Raw genomic sequence first — 17034 nt, forward strand, 5'->3', positions numbered from 1 at the left:
AGGTGTCCTACCTGGTGTATCAGGACATCATCACCGCCTATCAGCACCCTGACCGGCGCACCGGCAAGAAGCTCATGGCCACCCTCATCGACAAGCTCCGCCGTGGGCTGCCCGACGGGCTGGAGGAGATCGCCCAGCTCGGGCGCACCCTGTGGCGCAAACGAGACCAGATCTTGGCGTTCTTCGACCACGAGGGAGCCTCGAATGGGCCTGTCGAGGCGATCAACGGACGACTGGAGCACCTGCGCGGGATCGCCCTCGGCTTTCGGAACTTCACCCACTACGTCCTGCGCTGCCTCCTACACTCTGGCCAGCTCGCCGCCCGCATCAACGCACTCTGAATCCGGAAGAGCCCTCATACTCCCCGGTGTCTGCTGAGCCGAGCGACAGGGCACCGGCCGGCGCCGACCCCGCTCCCTGGGCCACCCGGCGCTTGGCCGATGCGTGCACCGCAGCAACCCCGGTCGCCGCCACCCGCACGACGTTCTCCGGGCTCACCCCACCACCGGCCATGATCTCCAGCCCGTCACCGGCCAGCTGCTGCAGCCGGGCCAGCGCGGGCAGCGAGTCCACCGCCCGCGCACCTCCCCCAGAAGTCAGCACCCGGCGCACACCGAGCGCTGCCAGCTGCTCCAGCGCGCGTTCCGGGACGGCAAGCACGTCGAAGGCGCGGTGGAACGTCACCTCACCGGCCAGGTCCAGCACGGCCCGCAGCAGCGCCTCGTCCACCGCCCAGCCCCCGACACCATGCCGCGCGTCCCCGGGCGCAGTGCCAGCCACGGTGCCACCGACCACCACGCCGGCAGCCCCAGCCGCCATCGCCGCCCGGGCATCCGCCACGATCAGCGCCCGCTCGTTCGAGTCGTAGTCGAACCCGCCGGCCCGCGGCCGCACCAGCACGTGCACCGGCACACCGGAGGCCACCGCGCGCTCCACCAGCGCCACCGACGGCGTCAACCCGCCCAGCGACAGGGCGGTGCACAGCTCGAGCCGGTCCACCCCGACCGCCTGGGCGATGCGCACCCCGGCGACGTCCTGGACCGCCAGCTCGACCGCCGTCATCATGCCTCCTCGCCGCCAGAGAGCCGCACAAGCCCAGATGGCCGGTCGACCCCGCCGACCACCTCGCGCCCGCGCAGCACAGTTGCCGCGAGCGCCGGCTCAGCCAGGAACGCATCGAAGGGGAACATCGGCCGCCGGATCCGTTGGTGCCCGAGCCGCGCGAGGTCCTGGTCCACCGGACCCGGCGTGAGCGCGAGCGTCCAGCCCGCCGCAATGTCGTGCAGCGTGGGTTCCAGGTAGCCGATCTTGGTCACGATGATCGCCGCGTGCGCCGGGTCCAGCCCGATCTGGGCGAAGTCGTCCACGGCGTGGAACGCCTTGCGGAGCTCGGTGATGATCACCCGCAGCCCGCCGACCGCCAGCACAGCGATCCGTCCCGCCGCAGGGTCGCCCTCGTGCCGGCTGAGCAGCACACCCGTCACCGATACCGGGCCGCTCACCCGGTCATCCACCCGCGCCCCCACGGTCACGCTCACCTGCTCGCCGAGCGGCGCGGCGAACAGCTCCTCGATGGCGACGGCGTCAAACACCGAGGCCACGTACGTCACCGGGGCGCCGGGGCCGGTGAGGTCCGCGCGGCCCAGCAGCCGCGTCAGGGTCCAGGTCACGTCCCCAGAACCGCCCGCACCGGGGTTGTCGCCGGAGTCGCTGACCAGGTACGGGCCGGCTCCCCCACGAGCCACGTGCACCAGTGCCGCGTCGATCGCCTCGTCCAACGTGCCGGTCGGCGCCACGAAGTCGAACTCCTCCCGCACCCGCCACAGCTGGGCGGCCACCTCCTCCGCCGCAGATGTCACCGCCGCCGCGTCCGACCCGGTCACCAGCACGGTCGCATGGCAACGTGGTTCGTCCGCCCAGGCGTACCCCACCCAGATCCCGGCATCGGTCACCCCGGAACGAGCGGTCACCTCCGGCAGCCGCCCATACAGGATCCGGGCTGGTTCCACCCGGGTGGAGGTCTGCTCCCCAGCGAGCAGGATCGGCACCGGCACCCACGCCCGCACCGGCCGCTCGTCCCGCCCGAGCCAGTCCACCAGGTCCCGGGCGGAGCGCTCCCGCGTCTCCGGCCCCACCACCTGCCGCAGGGCGGTGACCAGGTCGCCCTCGGCGTCGTCTATGCCGACCACGCTCATCGCGCCGTGGATATCCAGGTACACGCCATCCACACCGCCGTCCGCTACCAGCGAGGCCAGCCGGCGGACCATCCGGTCCCGGAAGTCCGCATACACCCGCGGAAGCACCCGCCCACCCGGGGATGGACCGGGCCTGGAACACGCCCAGCCACTCGGCCGCTGCCCGCAGCGGCGCATCCGCCGCCAGGAACGGGTACCGCCCCAGTACCGCCTCCCCCTCCAGCATCCGGAAGTCCCGGTACCCGGCCCGGTGCTGGGAATACACACTGGACTCGATCGCCATGCCAAGAACGGCGATCCGGGGTCGGCCCCTCAGCGCTGCATCCGTCCACGCAGCTCGCGCAGCAGGCCCTCCAGCGCGGCGAACTCCGGATCCGCCTCGCTGGGGGTGAGGACCGCGGTGCGCCGCAGCAACCGCACCCCCGCATGGCTGGACCGTTCCTGGCGCCACTGCTCGGAGTCGGTGATCGCGTGCGCCACACCTTCGGTGAGCGGGGCGGACTGGGCACTGCACGCCCCGTCCGCCTCGGTGTGCAGCACGACCTCCTGCAGGGCACCGCTGCGCAGCAACCAGATCTCCCGCACAGTGCGGGAGGTGGCCGGGCCGACCTGGTTGCCGCGTTCGTCGAGGCGGATGGTCTCGTCCAGCAGCCGCTGGTACACCCGCCAGCCGCCGATGCTCGAGCGCCGTTCGCGCACGGGGGCGCTGACATCGTCGGCGAAGCCGGCGAACCCATACCGGGCATGCGGTGGAGGCTGACGTGCTTCCTGCACGGCGTAGGAGTCCTCGGGGACACCGGTCAGGGCGAGGTCGCGGGCCACCTTGCGGCCGTAGGCCAGCACCTGAGCGAAGGCACCGGACCTGTCGGGGCGTTGTTCGGGACGCAGCTCGTCGTTGGTCGCAATCATGTCCGCCTCCAAGGATGGCTCAGCCGAAGTGTCCCACGTCACACTGCCGGGTGCAGGCCGACGCGCGGCCGTCCGCGCTGGTCACCAGGGGTGGTCCTCTGCACACCGTCCGGAAGTGCCACGCCGGTCATGGCCCGCTCAGACCGGCTCGACGGCGGGTGGTCGCGTTGGCATGGTCGCTCCAGCGGGGTACCCATCGCCCGAGCGCGGCGGTGGCGAGCACACCGATGCCGCCCATCGCGATCACCCCGGCACCCAGAGAGCCGAGTGCAGCGCCGAGGGAGACGCCGAGCGGCCCGGCGGCGTTGCCGGTGTCGCCGAACAGCCGCCAGATGCCCAGGTACTGTGCGCGCCCACGTTCTGGGGCGGTGTCCGCGCCGAGGGTCATCAGGATGCCTGAGCCGATGCCGTTGCCGATGCCGAGCAGCAGCGCCACTGTGATCACCGCCGGCAGGCTCTGCGTCAGCGGCAGCAGCACCATCGCCAGGGCCATCACCAGCATCGAGGGGATCGCGATCCAGAGCCGACCGAGCCGGTCCATCACCTTCCCGGCCGGGTAGAACAGCAGCATGTCCACCGCACCGGCGAGGCCGAACACCAGGCTGGTGGTGGCCGGGGCGAAGCCGAGGTGCTCGGTCCACAGCGGCAGTACGCTCTGCCGGGCACCACGCACCGCACCCACCAGCAGCACTGCGATGCCCAGGGTGGCGAACGTGGCCCGGAAGCTGCGCAGCACGTCCCAGGTGGAGACCCGCGCTGGCGCAGAGCTGCCGCTGCCGTGCGGGCGGTGCCCCTCGCTGGGTACGAGGAACCAGACCACCAGGGCGGAGATGAGCGAGGTGATCACGGCCAGCCAGTAGGAGGGTGCCGGGTTCTCGTTGCCGTGCACGAGCGCCGCACCGGCGAACGGGCCGAGGAACAGGCCGATGCGGGCTACACCACCCAAGGCGGACATCGCCCGGGCGCGGCGCATCGGGGCGATCACCTCGGTGAGGTAGGCCTGCCGGGCCAGCCCGTAGACGGCGTTGGTCGCGCCGGTGAGCAGCACAGCCAGCGCGAGCACGCCCAGGTTGGGTGCCAGGGCGCACCCCGCCAACGCGACCATCGCCACCAGGGACGAGCAGATCATCGCGAGCCGGTCCCCGAGGCGTGCGGCCAGTGCGCCGGCGGGCACGTCGGCGATGATCTGTCCGACCGGCAGGATCGCGACCAGCAACGCGGCCCCGGCCGCATCGGCGCCGAGGTTCACGGCGCTGACCGCGATCATCGGCATCATGGCGCCGATGCCGATGCTGAACAGCAGCGACGGCAGGTACACGCCGGGCAGCAGCGGGCGCAGCGAGGTGAACTGCTGGGCGCCGCTCACCAGGTCATCACTCGAGTCATGATGCCAGAGGCTACGGATACGACGGCGGCCGCGTCCGAGGCACGGACGCGGCCGCCGTCGACGGGGGAACCCGTCTTGGCTCCGCCCTGCGGTGGGCGGTGCCTCATGGTGCTCAGGAGCCGATGGCTGACCCGTCTGGGGCGGGTCAGCGAAGGCTCACGGTCAGATCAGCTCGTCGCCCCAGCCGAAGGTCTGGACGCCACCGCCGCCACCGTTGATGAGCTCGTCGCCCCACCCTGAGGTCTGAACGCCACCATCACCACCGTTGATGAGCTCATCACCCCAGCCCTGGGTCTGCTGACCGTCCGGGTTGAGCTGGATGAGCTCGTCGCCCCATCCTGCGGTAGTGCTGGCCGATGCGCCCGGTGCCATCAGCAGCACCGCACACACCGCACCGCCGGCAACCGCTGCCCACCGGGCCCGACGTGTCGCTTTCTCTCTCATGATTCTCTCGGCTCCTTAGCCTGTTGTCCCCCGAGAGACGGGTCTCCCACTGTAGCGAATCATGTGGATCATCGCTCGCGCGAGTCTGCCGCCTGCCTCGGCCTATACACGGGAATACCCCATGCAGCCCTGATACTACGCGGAAAAGTCGTTAGTCGGTGGTCTTTCGGGAAGCGGATTCCGACGACGTCTGGCCCGTGGGTGTGCCGCTGTCGCCCTGCTCGGGCGCCTCAGCGTCAGCGGCCTGGCCAGGCTCCTGCGCTGCACCCACCGCAGCGGCCCCCGGTGCCGCATCGGCTTCCTGCGCACCAGGCTCCGCAGGCTGCCCAGTCTCTGCGGGCAGTGCCACCACGTCCAGGTCGTACTCGTCCACGTGCAGGTCGGGCTGCTCCCACTCGTGCCCGCCGACGTTCAGGTCGGTCTCCGAGTGCGCCCCGCAACCGTGGTCCAGGGAGACCACCTTGCCGTCGTCCGGGGACCACTCGTTCGCGCACACCCCGAAGAGCTGCCCCAGCGACCCGGCCAGCGGCACCACGAACCCGCAGCTGGCGCAGGAGGCGCCAGCGGCGCGCGCCCCGGCCGTGTCCGGCCCACGGGAGCCTTCGTACCAACGGGTGGCTGCGTCGTCGAGAGCCTTGCGGTTCATCACCCGGTCGCGGCCGAGGCCCAGCTCGCGCAGCGCGAGCCGGTCCATCTCCTCGTCCCCGGTGCCAGCGGTCCAGCCGGGCTCGAGGCGGTCGTCGCCGGCCACGTAGGGCAGCCGGTCGGTGGGGCCCACGTCCCCCGGGGCGAGCCGCTCCGCCCACGGCAACCAGGCTGGGGCGAGCAGTGAGTCCTCTCCGGGCAGCAGCCCGGACTCGCACACGGTCGCGTTGCGCGAACGCGGGATCCGGGAGAGCGTCACGTACCAGCGCCACCCGTGGTAGCCGGGGGTGGTGGCGGCGAAGTAGTGCGTGCCGAGACGCTCGGCCTCCAGGGTGAAGCCGAGGTGCTCGCCCACCGGCTCGTCGCCGAGCGCGGCGCGGGCGAGGTCCACGGCAGCCTCGAGCACCGTGTCGGAGGTGGGTTTGCGGCCCGTTGCCGGACGGGTGGCCGCAGCGGCCCTCATACGTCGAACTCGTCGGCGACGACGCGCAGCATCTTCGCCAGCTTCGCGGACTCGGCCCGGTCGGGGTAGCGCCCGGAGCGTAGCCGGTTCCCGGCCCGGTCCAGCAGGCGGATCAGGTCCTCCACGATCGGGCCCATGTCTTCGGCGGAGCGGCGCTGGTTGCGGGTGACCGAGTGGGCAGGATCGAGGATGGTCACTGACAGCGCCTGCGGACCGCGGCGGCCGTCGGCCACACCGAACTCCACCCGGGTGCCCGGGCGCGGGGCGGGGGCTCCTGCCGGCAGCGCCGAGGCATGCAGGAAGACCTCGCCGCCGTCGTCCGAGCCGATGAACCCGAAGCCGCGGTCGGCGTCGAAGAACTTGACCTTGCCGGTGGGCACGTGTCTACCCGTCTTTCTCTCGTGGGAGGGGAACGCTCGAGGCACGCAGTGCGTATCCGTGCACCCAGTTTACTGCAGGGAACCCCGCCGTAGACTAGTGCGGATGCCCGGCCATGCTCCCACCGCAGGGTCCTCACCCGATCTCGCTGAGGCGGTGCGGACCTGGGACGACGCACGACTGGAGCACCTGCTCCGCCGCCGCCCCGACCTGGCCACCCCGCCGCCGTCGTCGTTGACCGCGCTCGCTTCCCGCGCCGGGGCGCGAGCCTCGGTCTCCCGTGCCTTGGCGAGCCTGGACGCCCCTACCCTGACCACGCTGGAGTCGGTCGTGGTGCTCGCCGAGAGCAGAGCGCCGACGCAGGCCCAGCTGGACTCCGCCGTCGGGCGGGACACCAGTGCGCAGACTGCGGAGCTGACCGCTCTGGCGCTGCTGCTGCCCGAGGCGGGCCGGCTGGTGCCGGTGCCGACGCTGCGGGAGTGCCTGGGTCCGCACCCGTTGGGGTTGGGCCCGCGGCTGGCCGAGCTGGGTGTGCCGCCGGCGGAGGGGTGGCCGACCACACCACGGGCGGTGCGCTCCGCGCTGGCCAAGGCGCCGGAGCCGGCGCGGCGGATGCTGGACGCGCTCACCTGGGGCCCGCCGGTCGGCACCGTCTCCCACGACGTGCCACCCGGGGCCAGGTGGCTGCTGGACAACCACGTGCTGGTGCGGATGTCGGCCACGGAGCTGGTGCTACCCCGGGAGGTGGCGCTGGCGGCCCGGGGAGACCGGCTGGCGCCGCACGTGCCGCTGGCCCCTCCCTTGCCCGAGGCGCCGGTGCGCTCCCGCGAGATGGTGCTGGCGGAGTCGGCCCGGGCCGGGGAGCAGCTGCTGGAGCAGATCGAAGCGCTGGTGGGCACCTGGCGGTCCCGGCCGGTGCCGGTGCTGCGTTCCGGTGGGGTCGGGGTGCGGGAGCTGCGTCAGCTTGCCTCCTCGTTCCAGCTCCCGACGGCGGAGCTCGCCCTGGTCGTGGAGCTCGCCGGGGCGAGCGGGCTGCTCGGGCAGCGCACCGACGCCGACGGTTCGTGGTGGACGGCCAGCGAGGAGGCCGTCGAGTGGCCAGACCTGGATCTGGCCGGGCGGTGGGCCGACCTGCTGCTGGTGTGGGTGGGCTGGGCCCGTACCCCGTGGCTGGCCGGTACCCGCACCGAACGTGGGGTGCTGCGTGCGGCGCTGGAGCCGGACCTGCAGCGGCACTGGGCACCGGTGCTGCGCCGTCGGGTGCTGCAGGCGTTGGCAGCCTGGCGGCAGGATGCTGCTCCGAGCGCGGAGCAGGTGCGTGCGCACCTGGGTTGGCACACCGCCAAGGCGGTGCCGCCGCTGCCGGCGGTGCAGGCGCTGCTGGCCGAGGCGGCGGCGCTGGGGCTCACCGGGGCCGGGGCGCTCACCCCGGCCGGCCGGCTGCTGCTGGAGGTCACCGAGCCAGGCCGTGCGAAGGGCGAGACGGACCTGGTGGCGGACGGGGCCAGGCTGCTGGCCGCCGAGCTGGCCGAGACGATCCCGCCGGCAGTGCAGGAGATGATCGTCCAGGGCGACCTCACCGCTGTGGTGCCGGGCCGGCCGGAGCCCGGGTTGCGGTCGCTGGTGGAGCTGGTCGCAGACGTCGAGAGCCGCGGACCTGGGATGACTGTGCGGTTCTCGGCGGACTCGGTGCGCCGAGCACTGGACTCCGGGCTGGCGGCCGAGGACCTGCTGGAGCAGCTGCGAGCGGTCTCGGTGACGCCGCTGCCGCAGCCGCTGGAGTACCTGGTGCACGACGTGGCCCGCTCGCACGGTGCCGTGCGGGTGGGGGCGGCCGGGGCGTACCTGCGCGCCGAGGACCCTGCAGCGCTCGGCCGGGTGCTGGCTCATCCGGAGCTGACCCACCTGGGCCTGCACACGATCGCACCCACGGTGCTGGTGGCCCGCGCCGATGCCCGGGACGTGGCGCACGCGCTGGCCGCGGCCGGGCTGGCCGGAGTGCTGGAAGGCCCCGACGGCACCGCGCTGACGCTACCGGCGACCGCCGCGTCCCCGGTGCGGGCGGTGCGTCCAGGAGCACCGCCCGCTGAGCCTGGGGAACCGGTGCCGGCGGTGATCGCCGCGATGCGCGCTGGGGAGCAGCGCGCCCACGAGCTGCTCCGGGCCCGGGCGGAACAGCCCGGTCCACCGGCAGACACGTTGGAGGCGCTCCGGGTGGCCGCCTCCCGTGGGGCGGACGTAGAGCTGGTGATGGCCGGCGCGCAGGGCGGGGTGCAGTCCCGGGTGGTGCGGCCGCTGACCGTGGACGCCGGCCGGATCCGGGTGCTGGACGTGCGCCGCGATGCGGAGATCACCGTGGCGGCGCACCGGATCGCCTCCGTCCGGCCGGTGGGCACCGGCTGAACGGACCGGGTTGGTGTGCCAGGATCGGAGCATGGATCCGCTCACACCGAACACCGACCTGTACAACGTGACCTACCAGGCGCACGACTACCAGGGCATGCCCTACCGCTACCTCGGCCGCAGCGGCCTGCAGGGCCCGGCGATCGGCCTGGGCACGTGGAAGTTCGGCTTCCCGGACACCGGCGACGGCGCCCGCATCGACCCGGAGGGGGCGGCGGCGATCATGGACCGTGCCTGCGAGCTGGGCGTGATGTTCTGGGACACCGCGAACCGGTACAACGCCGCCTCCGGTAACTCTGAGCGGCTGATCGGCCGTTGGCTGGCCGACAACCCGCAGCGCCGGCGGGACGTGGTGCTGGCCACCAAGACCCACGGTGGGATGGACGGCTGGACCCCGAACCACGCGGGACTGTCCCGGCTGCAGATCATCGAGTCGGTGAAGGCGTCCCTGGAGCGGCTGCAGACCGACTACCTGGATGTGCTCTGGTTCCACCGGTTCGACGAGAACGTGCCGCTGGAGGAGAGCCTGGAGACCGTGGAGGACCTGGTCAGCCAGGGCACGGTGCGCTACCTGGCGGTCTCCAACTTCTCCGCCGCCCAGCTCGGTGAGTGCCTGCGGATCAGCGAGACGCTCTCCCGGCGTACCCGCCCGATCGCGGTGCAGAACCGGTTCGACCCGCTGAACGGGGAGAGCCTGCCCGGGGTGCTGGACCTGTGCGCCCGGGAGGGTGTCTCCTTCGTGCCGTACTCCCCGCTCGCCCAGGGCCTGCTCACCGAGCGCTACTTGGACCCGGACAAGGTGGGCCCCGGCGACCGGCTGTTCGACGAGGGCACCTTCTCCGGGATCGGCGAGGACAAGCTCGCCGCCGTGCGCCGCCTCGGCGAGCTCGCCCGGGACTGGGAGGTGAAGGTGAGCACGCTGACGCTTGCCTACATCCTCACCCTGGACGGGATGGGCACGCAGATCCCGTCCTCCTCCAGCGTCGCCCAGCTCGAGGACAACGCCGCTGCCGGCACCTTGGAGCTGACCGACGAGCAGCTGGGGGCGCTGAAGGAGATCTTCGTGCGGTAGAGCCCGCACGGGCAGGTAGCGGACGACACAACCGTACAATCGTCACCAATCGGAAGTGCCGAGTGGTCTACTTAGAAGTGTTTCACGTGAGTTCATGACGTGATTGCGGCCCCGCCGTCATCACGCAATGGCGGTAGATCGGGATGGGCCCATGAGTCGTCGCTCTCGCACCAGGCTGGCGCTGGTCATTGCCGTGTCCTTGGTCGGCCTTCTGGTCGTGGGCGCGGTGGCAAGCGTGCTCTACGTGCAGCACCGGTTGGACAACGCGATGGAACGCTTCGGCGACCCGTTCGCGGACCTCGGGAGCGACCGCCCGACGCAGCCAGCGTCCACCGAGGGCGAGACGGAGACCGCCGACCCGGTGAACATCCTCGTGCTGGGGTCGGACAGCCGGATCTCCGCTGGCGACCCGTCCCAGTGGCAGGCCGGGGCACAGCGCACCGATGCGATCATGATCGCTTCGATCAGTGGCGACCGTGAGTCCGTCACCGTCATGTCCATCCCGCGCGACTCCTGGGTACCTGTCCGGGGATACGGGGACAACAAGATCAACGCCGCGTACTCCTTCGGCGGACCGACCCTGATGATCCAGACCGTGGAACACCTCACCGGGATTCGCCTGGACCACATGGTGGTCACCGACTTCGAGTCCTTCCAGGACATCACCGACGAGCTCGGGGGCGTGGAGATCACCCTCACGCAACCGCTCGAGGTCGGCGGGCAGACGATCGCGGCGGGAACCCGCACATTGAACGGTGAGCAGGCCCTCGCCTACACCAGGCAGCGGCACGGTCTCTCCGGCGGCGACTTCTCCCGGATGCAGCGTCAGCAGAACTGGATGCGAGCCATGCTCTCGTCGGCCTTCGACCGGGATGTGCTCACCAACCCAGTCGCACTGACAGATCTGCTCACCGTGGTGGCCGAGAACGTCTCGGTGGACGAGGGCTTCAGCATCGGCGAGATGCGCGACCTGGCACTGTCCATGCGGGACGTGCGGCCAGGAGATGTCACCTTCATCAGCGCACCGGTGCTGGGTACCGGGCGGAGCCCGGACGGTCGGCAGTCGATCGTGAACCTGGACCCCGAGGCGATGGAAGACCTCTGCCAGGCGTTCGCTGAAGACCGGGTGGCCGACTATCTCGACGACCACCCAGAGGTCGAGCGGCTCGGTTCCTCGGTGGAGTAGCTCATCGCTCACTGAGCGCGCACGCGAGCCGCCCCAGCGCCGGGAGCACAAGGACACGGCTGCGCGTCGACGTCCAGGCGCTTGCTGCTGCTCGGTTCTGCGGCAGAGCCTTCTTTACGAAGGACACCTCCCGCGGGCACGAGAACTACCGGGGTGCCGGCGGTGCACCTGTCGATGCGCGGACGATCAACTGGGGAGCTGGGTCGTCAACCACGACCTCGCCCGGGCTCGGGTCGTCAATCTGCTTGATCAGCAGATCCACGGCCAGCCTGCCGAGCTCGGGTAGGGGCAACGCCACCGCCGTCAGTGGCGGGTTCAGGTGCCCTGCGAACCAGGTGTCGTGCACGGAGATCAACGAGATGTCGTCGGGGATCGTGTGGCCGGCAGCGACGATGCCGGAGTGCACACCGAGCGCCGTAGTGGTCGTCACCGCGACAATCCCGGTGATGCCGGGCTGGGCGCGCACGAGTCTCACTGTCGCATCGTGGGCAGTGTCCGGCATCCAGCCAGCCTCGGTCGGTGGCAGCGCCGGCAGTCCGGCATCGGCGAGAGCCGCACAGTAGCCGTCATAGCGACGGCGCGACGACGCCCCTCCCCCACCGAGGTAGGCAATGGTCCTGTGGCCGGCGTCGATCAGGTGCTGGGTCGCCATCCGTGCTGCCGCCGCATCATCGAGGCGGATGGTGCGCAGGTCATCAGCCCGGTCGGCACCGAACACGATCGAGGGCACCGCACGCGCGACTTCTCGTAGCGGGCTCTCATCGGCATCCACACCGAGCTGGATCAGGAGCCCGTCCACCCGCCGACCGAGCACGATCGCCCGGAATGCATCCCCCCGATCCTTCAGCTCAGCGGTGTTGAGGAGGAACAAGGAGTAGTTCTGCTCTGACGCTCGCGTCTGGGCCGCATCGACAAGCTGCACGTAGATCGGGTCGTTCGCGTGGTGCAGCGCGAAGCCCAGCATCCCCGTGTGCGCGCTGCGCAACGCCCGTGCCGACATGTCCGGCGTGTAGTTCAGCATCTTGACCGCGTCGAGCACCCGCTGACGGGTCTCTTCGCGCACCCGCAAGGTCGGGTCATCGTTCACGATGCGTGACACGAGACCGGTGGACACTTGGGCGAGCTTCGCTACCTCAGCGAGCCGAGGCGCCCGCCTCACCGAGCTACCCATGAGACCTCCCTCTCTCGCGTCTAGCCTTGGACCGCATCGGCGCCCGGTGCCGAACGCAGCACTGCTGCCAGTATCGACTGCTCGTGCAGCGTGCTCGTACCGATTGACGCTCTCCCATACTCCGGACTGCGGCTGGGAGGCACGTCCTACCCCTTGAGAGAGACGTGAACGAGGACCCGCGCCGGCCTGCTCTCGCTCGCACCGGTCAGGACGAGGCGCACCCAGCTTCCGAAGCGGGTCAGAGCCAGGGCCGCCATGCGGTCAGCCTCGCCCAGCGTGACGGAATCACCCCAGGGAACCCAGCTGATCCCGTCCGGGGAGATCTCGGCGCCGATGGTGAGCTCGGGGTGGTCCTCTTCGGCCTGCGTGAAGAACACTGCCTCGGTCGCCCACCCTGCCTCGTACGGCAGCGTGGCATGCGGGCCGCGGATCCACACTCGGCGAGCCAGGACGGATGTGTGAGTCTTCTGCACGATGTCGCGCCTTCGATTCGGGACCGGAGTCACTCGGTCGAGTACAGGACGGAGTCAAGAAACAGGTGCACGGCGCGGTTCGTGTCCGTCTCGACGTAGAAGATCGGGTTGATCAGATTGTCGATCGCGCGGTACCGGTCGGACAGCGTCGGGGCGATCCCTCGCAGGTCGAAGACCCGGTCCATGCTTTGCAGCTCGATGTACTCGCGATTGCGCACGTCGACCGTGAGTCGGAAGTAGAGCCAGTTGAGCTTGTCCGGACTCTCGTTGTACAGCAGATCCTGCTCACCATCCGGCACCCACTGGTAGCCGTCCGACGAGCCGTCCTCGTGACGTTGGCCGTACCAGAGATTGTCGATACCGGGCTTGCACCACCCGCTCGAGACGCCGTGATTCCAGCTCTCGTGAGTGACGCCCTCGACTGCCTTCCAGTACTGCCAGCGCTTGACGAGCTTGCCATCGAGAGAATTCACGTAGCGCACCCCCGGCATATACCGGTGCTCCGAGTCCTGGATGTCGAAGTAGAAGCCGAACGCTCGGATGTCCTCCTCACCGATGCCGACTCGATCCTGTGCCGGGGTGTAGGAGTACCAGGCCTCGATCTGGATCTGACTCGGGTCGCCGTACCGGGAGAGGCGTTTGACGACGACCCCCATGCTGCCGTCGGCTGGCGGTTCGGTGTGCCGGGCAGCCACTGGCGCCGTGGTCAGCTTCAGGGAGTAGGTGCCGTCCATGGAGCCATTCGAGGCAGCAAAACGCATCGGTGCAGAGCTGAGCATGGCCGGCGCCCAGCTCGTCAGGTCGACGACGCTGTCGAACGACTCGTAGTCGTCGTTCACGAAGTTCGGTGTCAGGTCCATCCACCCGTTGAAGCCGGTGTCGAAGTCATCGAACGTCACGACCCGGGCCAGCGGGTTGAAGCGCTCGAGCTCATGGCCGTAGGCGACGACTCGCTTCATCAGTAACCTCTTCTGGTAAATCGCTAAAGTGCTGCGTTGCGGCGATCCTAGCGCCACGCTTCGCGCTTGTGCTACCGGAGGCTATGCGTGGAATCTCCGCACTGTCAACCGTTCAACCGCTATGCAGGGGCACCCGAGGCAGAGGTTGACTTCTCATCTTGGTTAAGCGTTATACTTCCCACGCAACGGCGCACACGTCAACACGCTTTTCGCAGGCAACGCTGCAACCAGCTACCGAATCAAGGAGGATCACCATGCGTAAGCACTCCCGCGCACTGCTCACGGCCGCGTCGCTCGCGACGGTCAGCCTGGTAGCGGCGTGCATGGGCACTTCAGACGGGGACACCACCGAGGAGTCCACCGGCGATGATGTCGAGCTCCGGATGACCATCTGGTCGGCCGCTCCCGAGCACGTCGAGATGTTCCAGTCTCTCGGCGACGAGTTCGCCGAGGCCAGCCCTCGAGTCTCCAGCGTGACGATCGAGAGCTTCAACCTGGCCGACCTCGACACCCTGTTCACGACGCAGATCGCCGCGGGCGACCCGCCGGATGTGAGCTGGCTTCCGGTCGAGAGCAGCCGCGAGTACGTCAGCGCAGGTGCGCTCGTCGACCTGCGGGAAGCGATCGATGCCACCCCCGACTTCGACTTTGACGACTTCGTCCCCTCCTTGCTGGAGAACTGGGTGGACGGTGAGGCGGTCTACGGGATCCCGTTCTCCACTGGCCCCCTGATCATGTACTTCAACAAGGACCTCTACGCCGAAGCCGGCGTGAAGGACCCGGAGCAGCTCATCGCCGAGGGGAACTGGACCTGGGACGCGTTCCGGGAAACGTCCCAGCAGCTGAGCGATGAGCTCGGGCTGCCCGGCTACGCCCTCAACGACTTCGACTTCCAGAACTGGACACGTCTGCTGCCCTACATGGAAGCCTACGGCGCCTCCCCCTGGAATGACGACGCGACCGCCTGCACCATGGACTCACCGGAGATGGTGGACGCGATGTCGATGTTCCACGGCATGACGTTCGACGATGGCTCGATGCCCGTCCCCGGTCGGCAGGTCGACTTCTGGGGTGGTCAGGTCGGGGCAACGTCGGCGTTCCTCGGCTCGAGCGGAAACCTCAGCGAGGTGGAGTTCGAGTGGGGCATCGCCCCGACGCCTGGCGGCCCTGCTGGCGACGTGGTGGCAACCGGGCAGGCGTCGATCGTCGCGCTCAGCGCTGGCAACCACACCACGGAGTCCGCGGAGTTCGTCACCTTCCTGGCCACCAAGGACGCGATGGCGGAATACTCCGGCGCCTTCCCACCGATCCGAGAGAGCCTGCTGGTCCCGGAGACCTTCGTGGAGAACTCCGATGTGCTCACCACCGAAGCGGTGCAGCCGATCATCGACGGCATCACGGCCAACGGTCAGGTGTTCCCGGTAGCACAGGACAACTCGGCAGTCGCTGACGCCCTCAACTCCTCGTTGGACCTCAATCTCTACCAGCCGGATGCGGACGTGCAGGAAGCGATGATCAGCGTCTGCGCAGACATTGCGCCCCTCCTGGGCTGACGGGCAGGGAACCAGAACGTGGCTGTACCGCTCCAGCAGGTGAGTCCTGCCCGGCGTCGGCGTAGCAGTCGCCACGCCGGGCGGACCACCTTCGGGTATCTACTCCTCGCTCCGCAGACGCTGGGCCTACTGATCGTCGGACTCGTCGCCGTGGGCGGCGTCATCCAGCTGAGTGTCACGCAGGTCAACGTCCTCGCCGGGACGCGAGAGTTCGTCGGGTGGGACAACTACCTCCGGATCGCGAACGATCCGGAGATGTCGATCATCCTCTCGAACACCTTCTTCTTGGTGATCGTGCTCAGCGTCGTCGGCACCGTCCTGGCACTAGCACTGGCGACGCTGCTCAACCAGCCGCTGCCGGGTATCAACATCTTCCGCTCAGCGATCTTCATCCCTGCCCTGGTCACCACAGTGGCCTGGACCCTGGTCTGGCGCTTCATCCTCCAGCCGCAGGGGATCTTCGACGGGATCGTGGGGCTCGTCGGCATCGGCCCGATACCGTGGCTGCGCGGCGGTTGGCTCACGTTGGCGGTCTTCGCCGTCATCCAGATCACGAAGAACGTCGGCATCAACGTGATGATCTTCCTGGGGGCGCTGCAGGGTGTGCCCCAGGACCTGCTGGATGCGGCGCGCGTCGACGGCACGGGCCGCTGGGCGCGGTTCCGCCACGTGGTGCTGCCGCAGATCTCAGCAGCGGTCCTGATGGTGTTCATGCTGATGATCAGCGGGTCTTTCAAGGTGTTCGAACTTGTCCTGCTGCTCACCAACGGCGGGCCCGGAGTGCAGACCTCGGTGCTTGCCTTCGAGATCTACCGTCAGGCGTTCCGACTCAACGACATCGGATATGCCGCGGCACTCGCCGTCTTCCTGTTCGCCCTCGTCCTCGCGCTCATCGGCCTCGTCTGGCTGGTTCGAAGGAGGCTGGTCTTCCATGAAGACGACTGATCGACGCCGCTCTGTCGCGTTGCGCCGCGTGCCGAGCTACCTGCTGCTCAGCGTGATCTCCTTCCTCTTCATCGGCCCCATCCTGTGGATGCTCAGCGGGTCGTTGAAGTCGATCAGCGAGATCCTGCGCTATCCGCCGACGATCTTGCCTGAGGTCTTCCAGTGGAGCAACTACGTCGAGGTCTTCACGCTGCAGCCCTTCGGACGACCGATCCTCAACTCCGTCGTCGTGATGGTCCTGGTGTGCGCACTGACGCTGCTGGTAGCCATCCCGGCCGGCTACGCTCTGGGCCGGGTGCGTCCTGCCGGTGCGGCGGTCATCTTCGTGGTGCTGCTCAGCGGCATCTTCATCCCACCGGAGGCGGTCATCGTGCCGCTCTTCGAACAAGCCGCCCAGCTCGGATGGATCGACACCTACATCCCCCTGGTGCTGTTCACCGCACTGCTGTCCACTGCGCCGGTGGCCATGTTCATCCTGCGCCAGGCCTTCGTCACCCTGCCGGCCGAGTTCGAGGAGGCAGCAACCCTTGACGGCGCAAGCCGAGCACGAACGATGGTGCAGATCTTCCTCCCGCTCGTGCGGCCCGCCATCGCCTCGGCCGTGGTGTTCACCGCGTGGTTCAGCTGGAACCAGTTCCTCGAACCTCTGGTGTACCTGCGTTCGCAGGCGAACTTGACCGTGCCAGTCGCCCTCACACTCTTTGAGGACCCGCTGGCGGGACCGCGCTGGAACGTGCAGATGGCGGCCACGACGCTGTCGGTGCTGCCAGTGCTGATCGTGTTCCTGATCGCCCAACGACACGTGGTCTCGGGGCTCACCGCCGGTGGGCTGAAGTCCTGACGAAATCCAG

General features: G+C 69.4%; 17 protein-coding genes and 1 pseudogene. 7 read left to right on the top strand and 11 right to left on the bottom strand.

Annotated features, from left to right (window positions below; translation table 11 throughout):
- Nucleotides 1-341: ISL3 family transposase (locus K338_RS0117215; RefSeq protein WP_027286975.1), on the top strand; the 341-nt coding region annotated here is incomplete at its 5' end.
- Here the strand turns inward: K338_RS0117215 and K338_RS0117220 are convergent.
- The 8 genes and pseudogenes from K338_RS0117220 to K338_RS0117250 all read right to left on the bottom strand — a co-directional run bounded on the left by K338_RS0117220 (nt 328) and on the right by K338_RS0117250 (nt 6423).
- Nucleotides 328-1062 (bottom strand): copper homeostasis protein CutC, encoded by a 735-nt coding sequence (locus tag K338_RS0117220; protein ID WP_022919404.1) that lies wholly within the window; start codon nt 1060-1062, stop codon nt 328-330. The genes K338_RS0117215 and K338_RS0117220 overlap by 14 nt on opposite strands.
- Nucleotides 1062-2303 (bottom strand): M81 family metallopeptidase, encoded by a 1242-nt coding sequence (locus tag K338_RS23615; protein WP_245542997.1) that lies wholly within the window; start codon nt 2301-2303, stop codon nt 1062-1064. Before K338_RS23615 ends, K338_RS0117220 begins: the two co-directional genes overlap by 1 nt.
- Nucleotides 2304-2370: 67 nt before the next feature.
- Nucleotides 2371-2478, bottom strand: a pseudogene (locus K338_RS26295) (hypothetical protein); the annotation flags it as partial.
- Nucleotides 2479-2507: 29 nt separating this feature from the next.
- Complete coding sequence (locus tag K338_RS0117230; RefSeq protein WP_022919405.1) at nt 2508-3104, bottom strand: hypothetical protein; 597 nt, start codon at nt 3102-3104, stop codon at nt 2508-2510.
- A gap of 127 nt (nt 3105-3231) precedes the next feature.
- The gene (locus K338_RS0117235; RefSeq protein WP_022919406.1) at nt 3232-4470 is read right to left on the bottom strand and encodes an MFS transporter; all 1239 of its coding nucleotides are present in this window, start codon (nt 4468-4470) and stop codon (nt 3232-3234) included.
- Between the two features lie 183 nt (nt 4471-4653).
- Nucleotides 4654-4935: a hypothetical protein gene (locus K338_RS23620; RefSeq protein ID WP_040654304.1), complete on the bottom strand. Its 282-nt coding sequence runs from the start codon at nt 4933-4935 to the stop codon at nt 4654-4656.
- Between the two features lie 151 nt (nt 4936-5086).
- On the bottom strand, nt 5087-6043 hold the full coding sequence (locus K338_RS0117245) for a DUF3027 domain-containing protein (protein ID WP_022919408.1): 957 nt from the start codon (nt 6041-6043) through the stop codon (nt 5087-5089).
- Nucleotides 6040-6423 carry a cold-shock protein gene (locus tag K338_RS0117250; protein ID WP_022919409.1) on the bottom strand — a complete coding sequence of 128 codons (384 nt, stop codon included), beginning with the start codon at nt 6421-6423 and terminating at the stop codon, nt 6040-6042. The genes K338_RS0117245 and K338_RS0117250 overlap by 4 nt, the downstream gene beginning before the upstream one ends.
- A 103-nt stretch (nt 6424-6526) precedes the next feature.
- Between K338_RS0117250 and K338_RS0117255 the strand changes: the two genes are divergently transcribed.
- The 3 genes from K338_RS0117255 (at nt 6527) to K338_RS0117265 (ending at nt 11082) form a co-directional block, all read left to right on the top strand.
- Nucleotides 6527-8824, top strand: coding sequence for a helicase-associated domain-containing protein (locus K338_RS0117255; protein WP_022919410.1), 2298 nt, complete (start codon nt 6527-6529; stop codon nt 8822-8824).
- A gap of 31 nt (nt 8825-8855) precedes the next feature.
- On the top strand, nt 8856-9896 hold the full coding sequence (locus K338_RS0117260; protein ID WP_022919411.1) for an aldo/keto reductase: 1041 nt from the start codon (nt 8856-8858) through the stop codon (nt 9894-9896).
- A 151-nt stretch (nt 9897-10047) separates the two neighbouring features.
- Nucleotides 10048-11082, top strand: coding sequence for an LCP family protein (locus K338_RS0117265; RefSeq protein WP_022919412.1), 1035 nt, complete (start codon nt 10048-10050; stop codon nt 11080-11082).
- A gap of 145 nt (nt 11083-11227) precedes the next feature.
- On the opposite strand, the gene K338_RS0117270 is transcribed toward K338_RS0117265, so the two are convergent.
- The 3 genes from K338_RS0117270 to K338_RS0117280 form a co-directional block, all read right to left on the bottom strand.
- Complete coding sequence (locus K338_RS0117270) at nt 11228-12253, bottom strand: LacI family DNA-binding transcriptional regulator (RefSeq protein WP_084481423.1); 1026 nt, start codon at nt 12251-12253, stop codon at nt 11228-11230.
- Between the two features lie 146 nt (nt 12254-12399).
- Nucleotides 12400-12630 carry a DUF6385 domain-containing protein gene (locus tag K338_RS0117275; protein ID WP_157612593.1) on the bottom strand — a complete coding sequence of 77 codons (231 nt, stop codon included), beginning with the start codon at nt 12628-12630 and terminating at the stop codon, nt 12400-12402.
- 125 nt (nt 12631-12755) lie between these two features.
- Complete coding sequence (locus tag K338_RS0117280; protein ID WP_245542999.1) at nt 12756-13742, bottom strand: DUF6772 family protein; 987 nt, start codon at nt 13740-13742, stop codon at nt 12756-12758.
- A 197-nt stretch (nt 13743-13939) separates the two neighbouring features.
- Between K338_RS0117280 and K338_RS0117285 the strand changes: the two genes are divergently transcribed.
- The 3 genes from K338_RS0117285 to K338_RS0117295 are packed head-to-tail and all read left to right on the top strand — an operon-like array spanning nt 13940 to nt 17024.
- Nucleotides 13940-15238 carry an ABC transporter substrate-binding protein gene (locus tag K338_RS0117285; protein WP_022919416.1) on the top strand — a complete coding sequence of 433 codons (1299 nt, stop codon included), beginning with the start codon at nt 13940-13942 and terminating at the stop codon, nt 15236-15238.
- Between the two features lie 18 nt (nt 15239-15256).
- The gene (locus tag K338_RS0117290; protein WP_022919417.1) at nt 15257-16183 is read left to right on the top strand and encodes a carbohydrate ABC transporter permease; all 927 of its coding nucleotides are present in this window, start codon (nt 15257-15259) and stop codon (nt 16181-16183) included.
- Nucleotides 16170-17024 carry a carbohydrate ABC transporter permease gene (locus tag K338_RS0117295; RefSeq protein ID WP_169579581.1) on the top strand — a complete coding sequence of 285 codons (855 nt, stop codon included), beginning with the start codon at nt 16170-16172 and terminating at the stop codon, nt 17022-17024. The genes K338_RS0117290 and K338_RS0117295 overlap by 14 nt, the downstream gene beginning before the upstream one ends.
- Nucleotides 17025-17034 lie beyond the last annotated feature (10 nt).

Origin of the sequence: Ruania albidiflava DSM 18029 (assembly GCF_000421225.1) — a bacterium.
GTDB classification, from domain to species: Bacteria; Actinomycetota; Actinomycetes; order Actinomycetales; family Beutenbergiaceae; genus Ruania; species Ruania albidiflava.

Bases quoted from the DNA above. Each gene is read 5' to 3' on its own strand.
- K338_RS0117220 (WP_022919404.1), bottom strand. From the start codon at position 1,062: ATGACGGCGGTCGAGCTGGCGGTCCAGGACGTCGCCGGGGTGCGCATC.
- K338_RS0117230 (WP_022919405.1), bottom strand. From the start codon at position 3,104: ATGATTGCGACCAACGACGAGCTGCGTCCCGAACAACGCCCCGACAGG.
- K338_RS23620 (WP_040654304.1), bottom strand. From the start codon at position 4,935: ATGAGAGAGAAAGCGACACGTCGGGCCCGGTGGGCAGCGGTTGCCGGC.
- K338_RS0117245 (WP_022919408.1), bottom strand. From the start codon at position 6,043: ATGAGGGCCGCTGCGGCCACCCGTCCGGCAACGGGCCGCAAACCCACC.
- K338_RS0117255 (WP_022919410.1), top strand. From the start codon at position 6,527: ATGCCCGGCCATGCTCCCACCGCAGGGTCCTCACCCGATCTCGCTGAG.
- K338_RS0117260 (WP_022919411.1), top strand. From the start codon at position 8,856: ATGGATCCGCTCACACCGAACACCGACCTGTACAACGTGACCTACCAG.
- K338_RS0117265 (WP_022919412.1), top strand. From the start codon at position 10,048: ATGAGTCGTCGCTCTCGCACCAGGCTGGCGCTGGTCATTGCCGTGTCC.
- K338_RS0117270 (WP_084481423.1), bottom strand. From the start codon at position 12,253: ATGGGTAGCTCGGTGAGGCGGGCGCCTCGGCTCGCTGAGGTAGCGAAG.
- K338_RS0117285 (WP_022919416.1), top strand. From the start codon at position 13,940: ATGCGTAAGCACTCCCGCGCACTGCTCACGGCCGCGTCGCTCGCGACG.
- K338_RS0117295 (WP_169579581.1), top strand. From the start codon at position 16,170: ATGAAGACGACTGATCGACGCCGCTCTGTCGCGTTGCGCCGCGTGCCG.